Source organism: Methylophilus sp. OH31 (genome assembly GCF_000576615.1).
In the GTDB taxonomy this organism is placed as follows: domain Bacteria; phylum Pseudomonadota; class Gammaproteobacteria; order Burkholderiales; family Methylophilaceae; genus Methylophilus.
Genome location: NZ_BAUS01000010.1, coordinates 1 through 14,323 on the forward strand (window position 1 = coordinate 1; position 14,323 = coordinate 14,323).

The following is a 14,323-nucleotide window of genomic DNA, read 5'->3' on the forward strand; positions in this document are numbered from 1 at the left end:
TCCCGCCTGGAAAACTCCTAATTACCACGCCAAGCCAGCATAACGACCAACGATTGCCGCCGGAATTACCGTCGTGTCATCCAGCCCGTGATTGCATGGCTATGGCTTCAGACGTGCGACTATGGGCTGCCGTAGGTGGTCTACAGAGATACAAGTTAGCTAGTTGCGACTCGACGACATGACGAATCCGGTGTTATCCAACCAGCCATATAGCGCATCGAAAGGCGACGAGTCGTCGAGTGCGTCATGCAGAATTCAATATATGTTAGAGCTTGCCCCCACACACACCCATTGACCGTGACCTTATGGGAGATTTTAAAGATAGTAAAAATCCCGCCTCAGCGGGATTGATTTCTTCTTGAGAAGAATCAAATAATCACTTCACTTATTTTTCGGTTGAACTGCAAGCAGACTCAGATTTTTTTTGTGCGGAATTACAGGCTTCCATAGCCTTTTTTGCATTTTCTTTGGCTTCTGAAATATTGTTTTTATTATGACTATCCATGGCACTTTTATGATGCTTGGCCGCGGCTTCATGATCGCTTGCTGCTTGTTGGTGTAATCCACTTGCTTCATTAGAAATTGACATCATTTTAATCCTTTATGTTGTAGAACAATAAATGACTACTAAGGGTTTTCAGCAGTCAGCTTTCTACTTTATTCTAAATGCTCAGGACTGATTGTTCGTTAGCCAACACAGCAGACAATAACTCTTTAGCGCCCATCTATTCAGTGGTTTGACCGTCAAAGTGCTTACTCACAGCACTGGCTTGTAAGCTAGTATGGTATACCGAGCCATCTAAATGATTAGGTGGTGAGTAGATGATATATAACTGCATATCAATTTGACCCGTATTAATAATATTGTGATTGGCTCCCGCAGGCACGAGAATGCCAAAGCCACTATATATTTCTGTAGTTACGCCGCCCATAATGACATGCCCCATGCCTTTTTCTAATCTGAAAAACTGATCCTGCATATGGGTATCGAACCCGGTTTCTTGACCTGGCTTGAGCAGCATCAGTACCAACTGACTATATTTTGCTGTATATAAAACACGCCGGAAGTCCGTATTAAGCTCACTGCGTTGTTTAATGTTTTGTATAAATCCGTGCATGAGGCGCGTTTCCTAAAGTAACGGGGTATCCATCTATCACTGGGCCAGCGGTCTTGCCTGGTTTGCATGTGCTTTGATAACACTAAAATGGGTAGGATAGTCACAATCAAACCAAGCCTGCCACTTGAAAGAAAAACGCAATGGTGGCTAGGTAGCTCAATTGATGACTTACTTTACATGAATGATTGCCTGCATTGAGTTTGCAAATGCATTAATTTGTTTATTCGCTTCATCTTTATTGATACCGTAGATTTGTTGCAATTTCGCCCCTAACAGATCGCGTTTCCCAGCAATCATATAAATATTATCTTGAGTCAGTCGGCTCCATTGGCTATGAATCATGCTTTCCAGTGGCGTCCAGTTTGCCTGTATCAGATCCCAGTCCATGATTTTCTCCTTGTGTTTAGAGAGCGTGATGTCACGTTTTGATGGTGAGCGCGTTAGTTACCTCTTTGACTTCCGAAATGTGTCGGGAAGTTTCCGAGGCTTTTTCACTCACAGCAAGTGACTGAACATTCCCGGTCAGAGTCACTATCCCATCAAGCGTGCTCACTTGGATACCAGCTTCAGCAAGAGTCACATCCGCCAAAAATGCCGCTTTGACTTTTGTAGTAATAAGAGCATCTAGTAACTGCGCTTTGATCCGTTCACTTTCTACTGTCACTTTGTCTGCAAGCACGTCTAAGCGATGACCAGGTTGTGTTAACGCATCGTCCATTTCAGCACTAGTATCCCGAGTAGTATCAGAATTACTGCAAGCGCTCAAATCCAATGACAGGGCAGCGATAACAAGAACGAGCTTGATAAAATTATATGTGCGCATATTGCACTCCTGTAACTTAAAAACATTAACCGTTTCTTAACGGTGTACGATACGATAATCGCGAAATAGGCTGACCGATGCATCATGCATGATCCTAGTAACCATGGCTGTTTCTACTGCTGAAAACGTGTTGACGGATAATTGCATCTTCTGGTTGCGAAGACCGCTATGCATCCAATCATAAAAGCCATTTAGTCTCTTGACTGACTGCCTTCCATTTGTCTGGGGAGACTGCATAATTGCCCCGCAGACAGCTCCTAGCGTCAAGCCTAAGGTAACACCAGAGCCAAGCAATGCTAGGGTAGTGATAACTAGCCCCGTGTTTAATAACGGTGCATGGATCGCAATCAGTGCCAACTCAGCCAGACTGGCCAGTAGTAGACCCGTTGTGGCACCGACTCCCCCTAGTAACAACATATTGTTAAAGGCGTATTGACTACGGGTTCTTTGCACAAGCTCAGGCAGAGTGGGTAGGCTAGGCTCAATAGACATCTGCCTAACCGGCATGCCTTGGTAAGCGAGGATATCCCATGCTGCTAATGCATCAGCATGATGTCGAAAAACACAGGAGAGGTGATGTTGATAAGATGGCATGCTAACCCTTTCGCCTGCAAAACGAAGATGTCTGGAGTAGCGCTCATTTTGCGGAGAAAGTCGCGCATAGTCTGTACGCTATCGAACCTCTAGTTGCGCATGTTTCGTCTCATCGCCCTAATCCTTAAAGCCGCGTTACGGAGTATGCCGCTCAATCCTTTAAGGCTTCAAAACTATTTAAACCAACTGTGTCTCAGCGAACAGAGCCTCCTATCTCAATACGCAATGATGCGTGTCCAGAGCAGTGATTTTTTTGATAACCGCTCTGTCCATTTAACCATTCATCCAGGAGATCAGCATGCAATTTAAATTTAAATGTTTAGTCACTGCGCTTGCCTTGGCCAGTGTGATCGGTAATGCGCACGCAACCGCATTATTGGTGAACTCACCCACAGCTAATGTAGATATTGTGGCCAGCGGATTTGGTGGTACTTTGCTGGACACTGCTACCACTGTGATCAGCAATCTAAGTTACAACGGCACTGCAAGAACCGCTGTTTACAGCACGGCTTCTGGTTTGGATTTTTATTATCAATTTACCAATAACGCCACCTCTCAGAATGGCATCGACAGAATGACGGCCTTTGACTTTAGTAGTCTGGGGACTAATGCTGTAGATGTTTATCAGACGGCGGCCGGATTTGGCATTTTTACCAATGGGACCGAGATTTCGACTTATGCTGATCGGACAATGGCCGGGGTAATTGGTCTTAACTTTTCCCCTGTGAGTGTTGCAGATATCCCGCCGGGTACCACTAGCTTTATCCAAATCATTCGTACCAACGCGACCAGCTATCAGCCAGGAAATTTTGGCATACTGGATGGTATCGGCTCCAATGCTGCAGGTTTTAGCCCTACTACCACAGTCCCTGAAGCTTCGGCTAACATCATGATGCTGGCCGGCATTGGCTTAATTGGATTGATCGGAAGCAGACGCCTGAAAAAGTAGGATTAAATCACGCGATTTAGTTAAGTTCTAAATTGTAAGAAAGCGCCACTCATATGGCGCTTTTTTATAATTCATTCTAATAGTGTACGTTAACGAACAGTGCGCCCTACCCGCTGCTTATAGCATGATGACTTAACACGCGCGTCAAGGAGGCAAGCATGAAAACAGATTTGCAACTGCGGCAGGACGTATTGAATGAACTAGAATGGGAACCATCTGTTAATGCCGCTAATATCAATGTTGAGGCAAAAGAGGGCGCAATCACTCTGGCGGGACATGTGGATACCTTTGCCGAAAAACGGCGTGCTGAGGATGCTACACAACGAGTCTCCGGCGTGAAAGCTCTAGCCGTCAAAATAGATGTAAAACTACTTACCAGAACTGAGCGCACTGATGCCGATATCGCCAAATCAGCCGAGAATGTTGTGCGCTGGTCTAATGATTTGTATAACAATTCGGTAACAATCATGGTCAACAGTGGCTGGGTTACCTTGACCGGTTTTGTTGGATGGGAGTTTCAAAAACGTAATATCGGTTATGCTTTATGCAACTTGATGGGCGTCGTGGGTCTGAGCAACCAGCTAGCGATCAAGCCCAAGGTTAAAGGTGCCATAGTTAAAGGCGATATTGAGCAAGCCTTGAAAAGATGTGCCGTAGAAGGTTTAAAACACGTTGCGATTCATATAAACGACAGCGAAATCACACTCTCGGGTTATGTGGATAGCTGGACGGAGCGTGAAGTTGCTAATCACTCGGCCTGGAATACACCGGGCGTTAAAAGTGTCATCAATCAGATCAAAATCGCTTAGCGATATTGTCATCATATCATGGCAGACTTTAAACATTCAGTTGATGCATTATTGTTGATTAAGCACAGCAAATTCGCATACATGGTTGATTTTGCAGTATATTTTTTGGCAGTGATACTGCTGGCTTGCTATCTGGTTTTGCACCCTGTAGCTTTGTCAGTCTGGTCTGTGGCTACATGTATCCTGCTCGGCAGCTTAAGCTGGAGCCTTATAGAATATTGCTTGCATCGCTTTATACTGCATCGTTATCTCCCTTTCTCACACTGGCATAGCGAGCATCACAGGCAACCACGTGCTTTTATTTGTACTGCTACAGTAGTCAGCCTAGGCACCATTGCGTTGACCGTGTATTTGCCTCTGTATTGGTTATTAACGCCGGCGGTAGCCATGACATTTACACTCGGATTGTTAATCGGATACTTAGCCTATGCCATCACGCACCATGCGATTCATCACTGGGATCCCCCACGCTCACATTGGCTGCAACAACGACGTAAAATGCATTGTTTACATCACAGTTCGCCAAACATATATTTTGGTGTAACCTCAAATATCTGGGATCACTTGCTCCATACTACCAAGCCTTAGACTAGGTGATAGTCTCAGCAGCCATTCACGCATTATCTCTATAAGAGCCAGGTCAACCGACTAATACTTACTTCTGTTAACGGCATCGCCCCTACCCTTGACATCGGTGCTGCCCGATGCTGCCTCAATGGCCATGTGATTAATTGAGGTATGGTTTGTTACTTCGTCCAGCTCCTCCATAATGACCATGCTGCCTTTTTGTTTGACTTTGTCAAAATACTGCTCTTGAAACCTAATAAATTCTGATTTGGAAATCTGACCATCCTTGTTGCTATCCATGCTTTTGTATTCACTGTTGTTACTACAATTATTGAGCTCCTTCAGGTCAACTGAAGCTGGCGATGCATTAAGGCTGATCATTAATAGGGTGATGCTGAAAACTGGGCCCAATCGTTTCATGATGGTTCCTTTATCGCTCTAGCCACGCTAGTCATAGTTGTCTAGTAAATGCTGAAGAACGGTTTAAGAAGTCTCTGTTTGCGATTCTATTTGTCAAAACCCGGTATGTCCGTGCGACAACGAACATGACTTCCTTTAAATAGCTTATGTACGCTATCGTACATAAGCGTATAGTGGCTTGTACTATGCTGAGACGGCACTCAAATAAAAGAGGCTCCAATGCACGCCCTACACTCCCCGAAACAAAATCATTTACTGGACGCGCTGCCAGAAGCTGATTACAGTCGCATTCAAGACACACTCGAATATATTTCCATGCCACTCGGGCAAGCATTGTATGAGTCTGGTGGGCATTTAAAACATGTTTACTTTCCAACGACTGCGATTGTTTCTTTATTATACGTTCTGGAAAGTGGTGCTTCGGCTGAGATTGCGGTGGTAGGCAACGAAGGTATTTTGGGCGTATCTCTGTTCATGGGTGGTGAGACTACCCCGAGTCGTGCCGTCGTACAAAGTGCCGGATATGGTTATCGAATGCGCTCCAGTCTGTTGAAGCTGGAGTTTAACCGTGCAGGGCCCATGATGCAGTTGTTGTTACGCTATACCCAAGCGTTAATTACACAAATGGCCCAAACGGCCGTATGTAATCGGCACCACTCTATTGAGCAGCAGTTGTGTCGATGGTTATTGCTGAGTTTGGACAGGTTATCTTCGGACGACTTGGATATGACTCAAGAACTGATCGCCAATATGTTAGGTGTACGCCGCGAAGGGGTCACAGAGGCTGCAGGCAAACTACAACGTGCCGGATTGATAGAGTATTCTCGCGGCCATATCCATGTGCTTGATCGCCCCAAGCTAGAGAAAAGAGTTTGTGAGTGTTATCAAGTGGTGAAAACTGAATTTGACCGACTACTCCCTGAAATGCACAGGCATCATCAATAAGGCTGCTTCGCTCTTGGCGATGGCTAGGCCCTTTTTCAAGTCAGAGTTCAACACATGCGCTCCAAGCACGGCGGCACTAGAACTGAATAACAGCATGCTAGTGATGGTCGTAATGGCAAGAATCACATACCAGGGCGCGCTGGTATACCAAGCTGGAGAAACAGTAATCCATAACGGGAAGAATAAAATATAAGCTCCAATCAACAGCCCTATCCCCGCACCGTACCACCCTCCATGCCATGCTTCGATAAGCAGATTAGTCGTTACCTTGATGGTGCAGCCATCACTCTGCGATAACTCAAAAAATGCCGCTGAGCCACTATTATCGGCTGCATATGAATACGCTTTTTTACTTCGATACAGTGTGAGTGTATCAAGTACTATCAATTTGGTTTCTAGGTTCATGTCATCCCTTTCTTCGACATTGTGGTCACTACATAGTGATCCATGCATCTCTATTGTGCAGAGACTGCATCTTTATTACTGTCTGTCAGCATACATAGCCAGGCTTTGATAATTTAAGTGTTACATGTGTGCGAACGAACAGAACCACGATTCTTGAGAGTGTTATCGTAAATTTATGAAACATGCCCTGCATCACAATCGACTGATTGGTCAGACGGATCGACATTGCCATGATCAGTTGCTTAAACATGGTGATTGGGTAGAACTCTTGCCGAGTCAACAGCTAAACAGACCTGAGGTACCGATCGAATATGCCTACTTCCCTACTGGGAGCGTAATTGCATTAGTCATGCAACAGCAAAATGACAAGCCAATTGCATTGGCTTTGATTGGTAATGAAGGAATGATAGGGATTGCTCCAGCCCTCGGAGTGCATTTTGAGCCATACACTGCAACAGTTCTAAGCTCTGGTGCTGCCTTGCGCATTTCAGTGCGGCATTTGTACACGCTCAAGACTAAAAATAAGAGTTTTAGCCAGGTGCTGGATGCGTATATTGCAGTGATCAATGCTCAGTTTGCACAAGCCGCTATATGCCATGGCTTGCACGATTTGCAGCAGCGTTTGGCATGCTTACTCCTCACCCACAGTGACCGTATTTCTCGTACAAATTTTACAATGACACAAGCACTATTGGCCAACCTACTAGGCGTGCGGCGCTCGGGAATTAACAAAGCTGCCAGCACATTGCAGCAAGCGCAGATTTTACATTACAGCCGTGGTCAGATGCATATTTTGAATTCATTAGCATTGCTGGAAAAGGCCTGTCAATGTTACGTAATAAACAAGCATTCATATCAGTCTATATTACATTTTTGAATCGTGTGACTTACGACATCACCAAGGGTAAGAGCTTCAACTAACTTGTGGAACTCTAGGACTGAGCGCCCACGCCCGTCCAAAAACAAAAAAGACCCAAGGCGTTAACCTTGAGCCTCTCATGTGTACTGCCCACCTAACAATCGAATCTCGTACTAACGCTAAGTGACTTCCGCCTGGATGAATCCCAACTCTCACGCCAAGCCAACATAACGGCCAACGATTGCCACCGGGATTACCGTCGTATCAGCCCGCCTCTGATTGTTGGGCTATGGCTCAAGACGTACGACTATGGGCTGCCGTAGGTGGTCTACAGAGATACAAGTTAGCTAGTTGCGACTCGACGACATGACGAATCCGGTGTTATCCAACCAGCCATATAGCGCATCGAAAGGCGAAAAGCTGGCAAGTACATTGAATGTATGAGGTGGGCTTTTGAATTTCTGTATTAAACCGGTTTATTTTCTCCATCACCTTTCATATCCTCTAACCAATCTAGAATTTGGTTTTCGACATCGGCACTTGTGTGCCCATAGCTTGTTTTTACTCTATGCTCTGAAGAGGGATAATTTTCTTTATCGTCTCTGGATTGGTTTGAAGAACGACTACGGGGCTTCTCCCATGGTCTGTTATTAGACATCAAAAAACAAGTAGTAGCTTTTACGGTATCCATTTTGGCATTCCTATTCATTTTATAAAGAACCTACTGACCTCATCATCGAAGTCTAAACAAAGACAGAATGATGCTCCGTCTGCTAGCACACAAATACAATTCATACTCTGCTCACTAAGTTACTTATCAGACAGACCGCTGGATAAGAGCATGGCTAAATGATAAACAGTACGCGAGCTTTGCTGGCTCTAAGACTCTCAGAATCAGGACTCTAAGCAGTGTTCAGACTCTATAACCTAAAGGACACCAACATGTATCTACGTTATGTGGCATTAGTTGTCAGCTTGAGTCTAGGGTGTCATACCCTAGCAAGTGCATCAGAACTAACCAAAAAGGAAATATTGAAATTACAACAATCCATTGCATTTGAATACCAACAGGGCATTAAGGTTTGTGACACATTGAACTGGAACGAAAGCGATGTTTGTATTGCAAAAGCGAGCACTAAACAAGACATCGACCGGGCTGAGCTTCATGCTAATACGCATCCAACTGCAAAAACTCGTTATGCTGCATTGATCGCACATGCGAATGGTAACCATGAAGTTGCCATAACCAAGTGCAATGGGATTGCACTCGAGGAAAGAAATACCTGCTGGAACGACGCTGAACACGTCAAACAAGGAGAAATACAAAAGGCAAAAAGCCTCCCGAAATAAAAGTATCGTATGCAACTATGGACTGTTTATAGAGCATGAGGGGTTTAGTTACGGAGCCATAGCCAGTAGATTAATTTATTACACACTTAAATTTGTCATAAGGTGCTCTAGCTCCCTGAATTTGCATTTGCCAGGAGATACATGCCTTAACCTTTGAGCAGTTGATCTATTTATATAAATTCTTAAATCGAGAGGATTAACATGAAGATTTGGATGAAAGCACTACTATCAATTTACCTAGCTCTACTCGCAACAGGCTATACATCGGCAGCTCAAACTAACTATCAATACACAGGTAATACTTTAGATACGGTTATTGATGACCCTATGCTTTTAACAGCAGTCACCCATCTTACGGCGTCTGTAACTTTTGATAACATTTATACCGATACCACTTTAATTGATAATAACGGTATTGTTAGTGCGACCATTTCCGACGGTGTAACAACATTTTCTTTGTTGAATGCTACTTTCTTTTCAAAGTTCGTTTTTGATAACTCTGGAAATATTACTCAATGGCAGTTGACTGGAACTCACCTTGATAGAAGAATTGAGACAGTAAATTTTTACTTAGGCATGCAATGGGACGATACTTTAGTACCTTTACCTGACTATGCATCTAAAGGGAATATGGGCAACCCTGGAATTTGGTCCTTGGTATCAGTCAGTACTGTCCCTGAATCAGAAACTTATTGTTTGATGATATTAGGGTTCGGTTTAGTCGGCACCGCCTATCGGCGCAGATTAACTCACATTTGATCAACTAGATCTGATTGCAAAAGAACCTGTAATTCAAGGGGGGATTTACCTCACCCAAAAAACAAAAAAGACCCAAGGCGTTAACCTTGAGTCTCTCTATAAATGGTGGCCCCTCTGTGAGTCGAACACAGCACCAACGGATTATGAGTTTTAGCACTTAATTTTCATTTCTTACCGCCAAGCTTTGGTTGGCATTGATTGGGGGTATCAGTTAACTCACATAAGCCAATGGGAGAGAGGGACTTAAGTAACTCATCCAGATCCTGGGGCGTTATAGGCTGCGACTCAGGCTCAAATGACGAAACACGCTGCATACGCTGAATGACATACATGTCATTAGCTCCCTTAAGGACAATATATACACCTATTTCACCTTCTCCAGCTTTCATTCCCCCAAGGTCATTTGGCAATTTACCGCAACCTAGCACTGCTACATGACCGCGAACCTCACCGAATGCCACATCCCCGCCAGAAACGGCTACTGAATTGTCAGGGCAAACAGACTCTTTTTGTCCAGCCATTTTGCCAATTAGAGCTTTAGGAGTTGCATTTGCATTTTGTGCCAGGTTCTTGAAACCAGTAACTGTAATAAGCTCTGTCCAATTGGCGGGGGTTTGGCCATCTAAAGCATAATTTAGACTAAAAAGCATTCCTTCAGGACGATTTGCTTTTCCAGGATTAACCAGCTTCCATCCACTAGGCAAGCCATGCACTAAATTCTGGCTGAATATCGGAGTAGAAACGATTGTGCTATATGAAGACACACTCGGGCTTTCCTCTGAGTGGGCTGGACAAGAAATAATAAAGGCTAATACCAATACAAAGAGAAGCGCTTTAATTAGATGCATAATGCTTTTAATTAACCTTTAACAGTATAAGTAGAACAAAAGACGCTCAAATATATCCAGCTTTTTTAAGTCTACTAGTGAAGTCACTTGTGAATGCAGTTAATGGTGTTTGAGACCCTTCGAAATTCTTTCCTAGTAACGTATAACTCTGCTCCATGCCTTTACCAAGAGTGACTGTTTCACCTTGATTATTCCTGCCATACTGCAAAGATGAATATGCCAAGATCAGGTTAATAGTATTCTCTGTGGCATTTTTGACATGTACGATTTTGACTCGTATGAGGCCATCCCGCTTATTCTGGGCAATTAACTGTGCAACTAAGGTTTGGGAGTCAAGATTAGAGTTTGAATTGATAAACAATTGAGTTTTAACATGACGTTTATCCAAGTCTGCATACAAGGCTTCTGCAACCTTTTGAGATGTTATGAACCAAGTGGACGAGGCTTTTATATCTTTGGGATCATCGTAGCGTGGATTGAAGCCCTCGCCAGCCACGATGAGAATCCCCTGCTTGCTCAAATTAGGATCACCTGGACTGTCATCAATAGATGCACAACCAGCAGTGAGTAACATCGTAGTTAACAAAACTACGCCCCATATCATTCGACTAACTTTCACATCCACCCCTTTAATTTTTGTTATTTAGTTGAAGTATTGTCCAAGAAAGTTATTACAGTCAACTACAAGATCGCACGCCCGATCAATATTATAGTCAACGACTCTCACCGAGATCACCGTCGCATCGACCAGCCGCTGATTGCTTGGCCATGGCTCAAGACGAGTGAATATGAGCAAGGTCCTAGGCTGCGAGTGGATGAAATAGGGGTGTAAGCTGAATTTTCGAATTGACGACCTGACGGAACCGACGCTGCCCACTCAATCAACCCAGATGAGATTAAACTCTTTTTATTCTCTCGTTATTTTGTAGACAAGCTGATTAGCCTGAGTGTCATATACACTAATGACGAAAGGATTGGGGTCATCTTTAAGATCCGCTAACGTAGCTCCCAAACACTCAGGAAAAACTTTAAGTGACCAATCCGCATCAAATGCAAGAGCATAATAGCGTTCTAAAAGCCAACCGTTAGCCTGATTGATTTTGGGCATAGGTTCGACGGCATGAGTTGCTCGGTATACTTTTATTTTTTCATCACAGTTAAATTTTTCACGAACTGAGACTTGCGGAGCATAAGGAATCCATGACTTTCCCTTTTTGATTCCAGTATGAACAACCAAAATCATGTAAAAAGTGAGAATCAAAGTGAATCCAATCAAACAAAAAATGCGCACTTTCCGATAATTATCTGCGCACCATTGCCATTGCTGCCTACTTAACATTTTTGGTTACTCCGATAGTAAATCAGTACAGTTAGCGTAGTTCTAGTTTACCTCACCCAAAACAAAAAAGACCCAAGGCGTTAACCTCAAGTCTCATCTTGAACTGCCCACTTGAGCATCGAACTTTAATATCACCGGTAGACACTTCCGCTTGGAAAACTCCAAGTTCCAACGCTAAGCCAACATAACGGCCAACGATTGCCACCGGGATTACCGTCGTATTACCAATCCCTGTTTGTCTTACTGTGGGTCCAGACGTGCAACTATGGGTAGGGTTTGGAGCTGCAGGCGGGTGAGTTTTTAGTGTGTGAGCTGAATTTGTGGATTGATGACCCGACAAAGCCGACGCTGCCCTCTCAGCCATTTAGCGTATTGAAAGGCGATAAGTCGTAGGGTTAATCCGTTCTTACAAATACCTTTAAAATCTGAGGAAACAAAATAATTGGAAAGAAGATAAGTAAATTAATCATAGAAGCTAAATATCGATTTTGAAAAGACTGCATTCTTTCAATCATTTCAGCTTTGGAGTATCCAGGCACTACAGCACCAAATGCCCTCACTTCAATAACAATGTCTTCATTCCAAATTGCATTTCCACGGTTTGGTGCAAAAACCAACTCAACTGGCGTTTTTCCATCATCAACCATCTGAAGCGCTGAGTTTCGGAGTAATCCTGAGCTGCATCCAAACCAAATCATTTTCTCGCACACAGCCTTACCATTAAAAAGATGGTAAGAACCGTTGCGAGATCCAGAAAGTTTTAATGTACCAGACTTCACATAAGCATCATCAATGTCCAACTTAACCTCTGGAACGTAACATATCCACAGTAAAAATAGTGTCCATCCCAGCTTCTGAGCGAGCACTTTGCTATTCATAATTATTTTAGTTTCCTCTTGTACCTACCCTCAAGCACATTACGATTATTTATTTACATTCAAATGAATTGGAACTAGCTTTACCTCACCACAAAACAAAAAGACCCAAGGCGTTGACCTTGAGTCTCTCATGATGAACTGCCCACCTAACAATCGAATCTGATTATCAACGCTAGTCACTCCCTGCTGGACAAGCTCCGACTCCCTCGCCAAGCCAACATAACGGCCAACGATCTCAACCGGGATTACCGTCGTATCAGCCAGCCCCCCGATTTTTTGGCTATGGCTCAAGGCGTGTGACTATAGACAGGTTTGGGGGCTGCGAGGCGGATGAAGTTTTGGAGAAAAAAACGATTTGTCGCAACTTGACGACCTGACGAAACTCTCGTTGCCTACTCAGTCATGTAGCGCATCCAAAGGCGACGAGTCGTCGGGTGCGTCGATTAAACTTGAAATAAAATCTTAATTGGAACCACCATTATTTGAATGAGTCACATATGGCGTAATTTTGAATTCAACATCGACTGCATGGAATCGCTCACCATTGAAAACCTCACCTATGGCTCTAAAGGCATCTTTGATTAAGTGTGTAATTTCCACATTCATACTATTTAGTGTTTCAGGAATTTCTAATTTATTAATCCGCCAATGCATCGTCGCACCATCTTCACTAAAGGTTTTATCAAGCGGGTCAGCTGAAATCCTAATTAAGTTGCCTTGCCAATTTAAAACATAATGCTTTGTAATTTGAGTACCTTCGTACGGACCGCCCTCTTTTCGAACAAGAACTATGTAGGCATTTCTGGCTTGGTCTACTGCCCAGAGATCTAGTGTCGCTTTACTCCCCATGTGATCAGTTGCCACTGTAAAGGGCAATCTCTCTTTTGCCTCAGCAGGCATTCTCTCAGCTATAAATGGCAACTTGATTCCCTAAAGAAAAGTCAGGCAGTAGCATCAAATGTGTTTGATTGTTAGTAATTAGATTAACACACCAAAACAAAAAAGACCCAAGGCGTTAACCTTGAGTCTCTCTATAAATGGTGGCCCCTCTGTGAGTCGAACACAGCACCAACGGATTATGAGTCCACATTGTTGAGGCACTATGCTTACCATTACGCAACAATACATATACTTAGATTACGTCATGCAACTAAGTAGACGTGTCATCTAACTATAGCGTTGAACTTTTGTTGTACCTCTTTATAGTCTGAATCAACCCTTTCAATTAACGTGGAAAGCATCGGCGCGCGTAACCCGTCTGATGTATTGCAGGGTTAAGGTCAGGTGCTAATTCATTTGCTGCCGTCCCGCAAACCAAACTCCTTCGCGAACTCGGGATCTATCCACACCGACTTGACTTGGCCTTCACGCAAAATTACCGGCTCGGGGGTTAGCAACGCTGAGAAGAATGAAGCCAAGGACTCGGCCAGAACTGTACTTTCACTCGTTTCATGGTCCCAGAAAGCGACTGCCCCAGACGGCAGCAACACGAAGAAGTTACCGCTACCATCATCCGCAAACACCTCGCCATCCAGGATTGTTGGCCGCGAACCTTGGAGGGCGCGGATGACACCATATTCATCGCCCTTTGGACTACGAAAGACCTTGCCTTCCATTTCGGTAATGCGCATGAGATAAGCCTTAACGTTTAAAGTAAGGG

General features: G+C 43.9%; 21 protein-coding genes. 7 read left to right on the top strand and 14 right to left on the bottom strand.

The window, feature by feature from the left end:
- Window positions 1-385 precede the first annotated feature (385 nt).
- The 5 genes from OH31_RS11445 to OH31_RS11465 form a co-directional block, all read right to left on the bottom strand.
- Window positions 386-589 carry a hypothetical protein gene (locus OH31_RS11445; RefSeq protein WP_024930835.1) on the bottom strand — a complete coding sequence of 68 codons (204 nt, stop codon included), beginning with the start codon at window positions 587-589 and terminating at the stop codon, window positions 386-388.
- A 136-nt stretch (window positions 590-725) separates the two neighbouring features.
- Entirely contained in the window at window positions 726-1,118 is a 393-nt protein-coding gene (locus tag OH31_RS11450; protein WP_024930836.1) for a cupin domain-containing protein, read from the bottom strand.
- 168 nt (window positions 1,119-1,286) lie between these two features.
- On the bottom strand, window positions 1,287-1,505 hold the full coding sequence (locus OH31_RS11455) for a hypothetical protein (protein WP_024930837.1): 219 nt from the start codon (window positions 1,503-1,505) through the stop codon (window positions 1,287-1,289).
- Window positions 1,506-1,536: 31 nt separating this feature from the next.
- Window positions 1,537-1,941: a BON domain-containing protein gene (locus OH31_RS14605; RefSeq protein ID WP_024930838.1), complete on the bottom strand. Its 405-nt coding sequence runs from the start codon at window positions 1,939-1,941 to the stop codon at window positions 1,537-1,539.
- A gap of 36 nt (window positions 1,942-1,977) precedes the next feature.
- Entirely contained in the window at window positions 1,978-2,535 is a 558-nt protein-coding gene (locus tag OH31_RS11465) for a hypothetical protein (RefSeq protein ID WP_024930839.1), read from the bottom strand.
- Between the two features lie 298 nt (window positions 2,536-2,833).
- Between OH31_RS11465 and OH31_RS11470 the strand changes: the two genes are divergently transcribed.
- From OH31_RS11470 to OH31_RS15380, 3 genes are all read left to right on the top strand, one after another.
- The gene (locus OH31_RS11470) at window positions 2,834-3,484 is read left to right on the top strand and encodes a PEP-CTERM sorting domain-containing protein (protein WP_024930840.1); all 651 of its coding nucleotides are present in this window, start codon (window positions 2,834-2,836) and stop codon (window positions 3,482-3,484) included.
- Window positions 3,485-3,642: 158 nt separating this feature from the next.
- On the top strand, window positions 3,643-4,293 hold the full coding sequence (locus OH31_RS11475) for a BON domain-containing protein (protein WP_024930841.1): 651 nt from the start codon (window positions 3,643-3,645) through the stop codon (window positions 4,291-4,293).
- A gap of 81 nt (window positions 4,294-4,374) precedes the next feature.
- Window positions 4,375-4,881: a sterol desaturase family protein gene (locus OH31_RS15380; protein ID WP_370576185.1), complete on the top strand. Its 507-nt coding sequence runs from the start codon at window positions 4,375-4,377 to the stop codon at window positions 4,879-4,881.
- Window positions 4,882-4,941: 60 nt separating this feature from the next.
- Here the strand turns inward: OH31_RS15380 and OH31_RS11485 are convergent, their stop codons facing one another.
- Window positions 4,942-5,280, bottom strand: coding sequence for an EF-hand domain-containing protein (locus tag OH31_RS11485; RefSeq protein WP_024930843.1), 339 nt, complete (start codon window positions 5,278-5,280; stop codon window positions 4,942-4,944).
- 219 nt (window positions 5,281-5,499) lie between these two features.
- Between OH31_RS11485 and OH31_RS11490 the strand changes: the two genes are divergently transcribed.
- On the top strand, window positions 5,500-6,225 hold the full coding sequence (locus tag OH31_RS11490; protein WP_024930844.1) for a Crp/Fnr family transcriptional regulator: 726 nt from the start codon (window positions 5,500-5,502) through the stop codon (window positions 6,223-6,225).
- On the opposite strand, the gene OH31_RS14610 is transcribed toward OH31_RS11490, so the two are convergent.
- Window positions 6,193-6,630, bottom strand: coding sequence for a hypothetical protein (locus OH31_RS14610; RefSeq protein ID WP_148296209.1), 438 nt, complete (start codon window positions 6,628-6,630; stop codon window positions 6,193-6,195). The two genes, OH31_RS11490 and OH31_RS14610, sit on opposite strands and share 33 nt — an antisense overlap.
- A 175-nt stretch (window positions 6,631-6,805) precedes the next feature.
- Here OH31_RS14610 and OH31_RS11500 point away from each other — a divergent pair, with 175 nt between their 5' ends.
- Window positions 6,806-7,507, top strand: coding sequence for a Crp/Fnr family transcriptional regulator (locus OH31_RS11500; protein ID WP_024930846.1), 702 nt, complete (start codon window positions 6,806-6,808; stop codon window positions 7,505-7,507).
- Window positions 7,508-7,955: 448 nt separating this feature from the next.
- Here the strand turns inward: OH31_RS11500 and OH31_RS15030 are convergent, their stop codons facing one another.
- Window positions 7,956-8,180 (bottom strand): hypothetical protein, encoded by a 225-nt coding sequence (locus tag OH31_RS15030; RefSeq protein ID WP_148296210.1) that lies wholly within the window; start codon window positions 8,178-8,180, stop codon window positions 7,956-7,958.
- Between the two features lie 251 nt (window positions 8,181-8,431).
- Here OH31_RS15030 and OH31_RS11505 point away from each other — a divergent pair, with 251 nt between their 5' ends.
- Together OH31_RS11505 and OH31_RS11510 are read left to right on the top strand one after the other, a co-directional pair.
- Window positions 8,432-8,839: a hypothetical protein gene (locus OH31_RS11505; RefSeq protein WP_024930847.1), complete on the top strand. Its 408-nt coding sequence runs from the start codon at window positions 8,432-8,434 to the stop codon at window positions 8,837-8,839.
- A gap of 213 nt (window positions 8,840-9,052) precedes the next feature.
- Window positions 9,053-9,598: a PEP-CTERM sorting domain-containing protein gene (locus tag OH31_RS11510; protein ID WP_024930848.1), complete on the top strand. Its 546-nt coding sequence runs from the start codon at window positions 9,053-9,055 to the stop codon at window positions 9,596-9,598.
- A 164-nt stretch (window positions 9,599-9,762) separates the two neighbouring features.
- Here OH31_RS11510 and OH31_RS11515 read toward each other — a convergent pair whose 3' ends face one another.
- The 6 genes from OH31_RS11515 to OH31_RS11540 all read right to left on the bottom strand — a co-directional run bounded on the left by OH31_RS11515 (window position 9,763) and on the right by OH31_RS11540 (window position 14,294).
- Window positions 9,763-10,446, bottom strand: a complete 684-nt coding sequence (locus tag OH31_RS11515) for a hypothetical protein (protein WP_242402270.1) — start codon at window positions 10,444-10,446, stop codon at window positions 9,763-9,765.
- A 46-nt stretch (window positions 10,447-10,492) separates the two neighbouring features.
- Entirely contained in the window at window positions 10,493-11,065 is a 573-nt protein-coding gene (locus OH31_RS11520; RefSeq protein ID WP_242402271.1) for a hypothetical protein, read from the bottom strand.
- Between the two features lie 288 nt (window positions 11,066-11,353).
- Window positions 11,354-11,785, bottom strand: a complete 432-nt coding sequence (locus tag OH31_RS11525) for a hypothetical protein (RefSeq protein WP_024930851.1) — start codon at window positions 11,783-11,785, stop codon at window positions 11,354-11,356.
- Between the two features lie 395 nt (window positions 11,786-12,180).
- Window positions 12,181-12,663, bottom strand: a complete 483-nt coding sequence (locus OH31_RS11530; protein ID WP_024930852.1) for a hypothetical protein — start codon at window positions 12,661-12,663, stop codon at window positions 12,181-12,183.
- Between the two features lie 462 nt (window positions 12,664-13,125).
- Complete coding sequence (locus OH31_RS11535; RefSeq protein WP_024930853.1) at window positions 13,126-13,563, bottom strand: hypothetical protein; 438 nt, start codon at window positions 13,561-13,563, stop codon at window positions 13,126-13,128.
- Window positions 13,564-13,955: 392 nt separating this feature from the next.
- A complete protein-coding gene (locus tag OH31_RS11540) occupies window positions 13,956-14,294 on the bottom strand; it encodes an SMI1/KNR4 family protein (protein WP_024930854.1) in 339 nt (112 codons plus the stop codon).
- Window positions 14,295-14,323 lie beyond the last annotated feature (29 nt).

Coding starts and splice junctions, on each gene's coding strand:
- OH31_RS11445 (WP_024930835.1), bottom strand. CDS start 589: ATGTCAATTTCTAATGAAGCAAGTGGATTACACCAACAAGCAGCAAGC.
- OH31_RS11450 (WP_024930836.1), bottom strand. CDS start 1,118: ATGCACGGATTTATACAAAACATTAAACAACGCAGTGAGCTTAATACG.
- OH31_RS11455 (WP_024930837.1), bottom strand. CDS start 1,505: ATGGACTGGGATCTGATACAGGCAAACTGGACGCCACTGGAAAGCATG.
- OH31_RS14605 (WP_024930838.1), bottom strand. CDS start 1,941: ATGCGCACATATAATTTTATCAAGCTCGTTCTTGTTATCGCTGCCCTG.
- OH31_RS11465 (WP_024930839.1), bottom strand. CDS start 2,535: ATGCCATCTTATCAACATCACCTCTCCTGTGTTTTTCGACATCATGCT.
- OH31_RS11470 (WP_024930840.1), top strand. CDS start 2,834: ATGCAATTTAAATTTAAATGTTTAGTCACTGCGCTTGCCTTGGCCAGT.
- OH31_RS11475 (WP_024930841.1), top strand. CDS start 3,643: ATGAAAACAGATTTGCAACTGCGGCAGGACGTATTGAATGAACTAGAA.
- OH31_RS15380 (WP_370576185.1), top strand. CDS start 4,375: ATGGTTGATTTTGCAGTATATTTTTTGGCAGTGATACTGCTGGCTTGC.
- OH31_RS11485 (WP_024930843.1), bottom strand. CDS start 5,280: ATGAAACGATTGGGCCCAGTTTTCAGCATCACCCTATTAATGATCAGC.
- OH31_RS11490 (WP_024930844.1), top strand. CDS start 5,500: ATGCACGCCCTACACTCCCCGAAACAAAATCATTTACTGGACGCGCTG.
- OH31_RS14610 (WP_148296209.1), bottom strand. CDS start 6,630: ATGAACCTAGAAACCAAATTGATAGTACTTGATACACTCACACTGTAT.
- OH31_RS11500 (WP_024930846.1), top strand. CDS start 6,806: ATGAAACATGCCCTGCATCACAATCGACTGATTGGTCAGACGGATCGA.
- OH31_RS15030 (WP_148296210.1), bottom strand. CDS start 8,180: ATGGATACCGTAAAAGCTACTACTTGTTTTTTGATGTCTAATAACAGA.
- OH31_RS11505 (WP_024930847.1), top strand. CDS start 8,432: ATGTATCTACGTTATGTGGCATTAGTTGTCAGCTTGAGTCTAGGGTGT.
- OH31_RS11510 (WP_024930848.1), top strand. CDS start 9,053: ATGAAAGCACTACTATCAATTTACCTAGCTCTACTCGCAACAGGCTAT.
- OH31_RS11515 (WP_242402270.1), bottom strand. CDS start 10,446: ATGCATCTAATTAAAGCGCTTCTCTTTGTATTGGTATTAGCCTTTATT.
- OH31_RS11525 (WP_024930851.1), bottom strand. CDS start 11,785: ATGTTAAGTAGGCAGCAATGGCAATGGTGCGCAGATAATTATCGGAAA.
- OH31_RS11530 (WP_024930852.1), bottom strand. CDS start 12,663: ATGAATAGCAAAGTGCTCGCTCAGAAGCTGGGATGGACACTATTTTTA.
- OH31_RS11535 (WP_024930853.1), bottom strand. CDS start 13,563: ATGCCTGCTGAGGCAAAAGAGAGATTGCCCTTTACAGTGGCAACTGAT.
- OH31_RS11540 (WP_024930854.1), bottom strand. CDS start 14,294: ATGCGCATTACCGAAATGGAAGGCAAGGTCTTTCGTAGTCCAAAGGGC.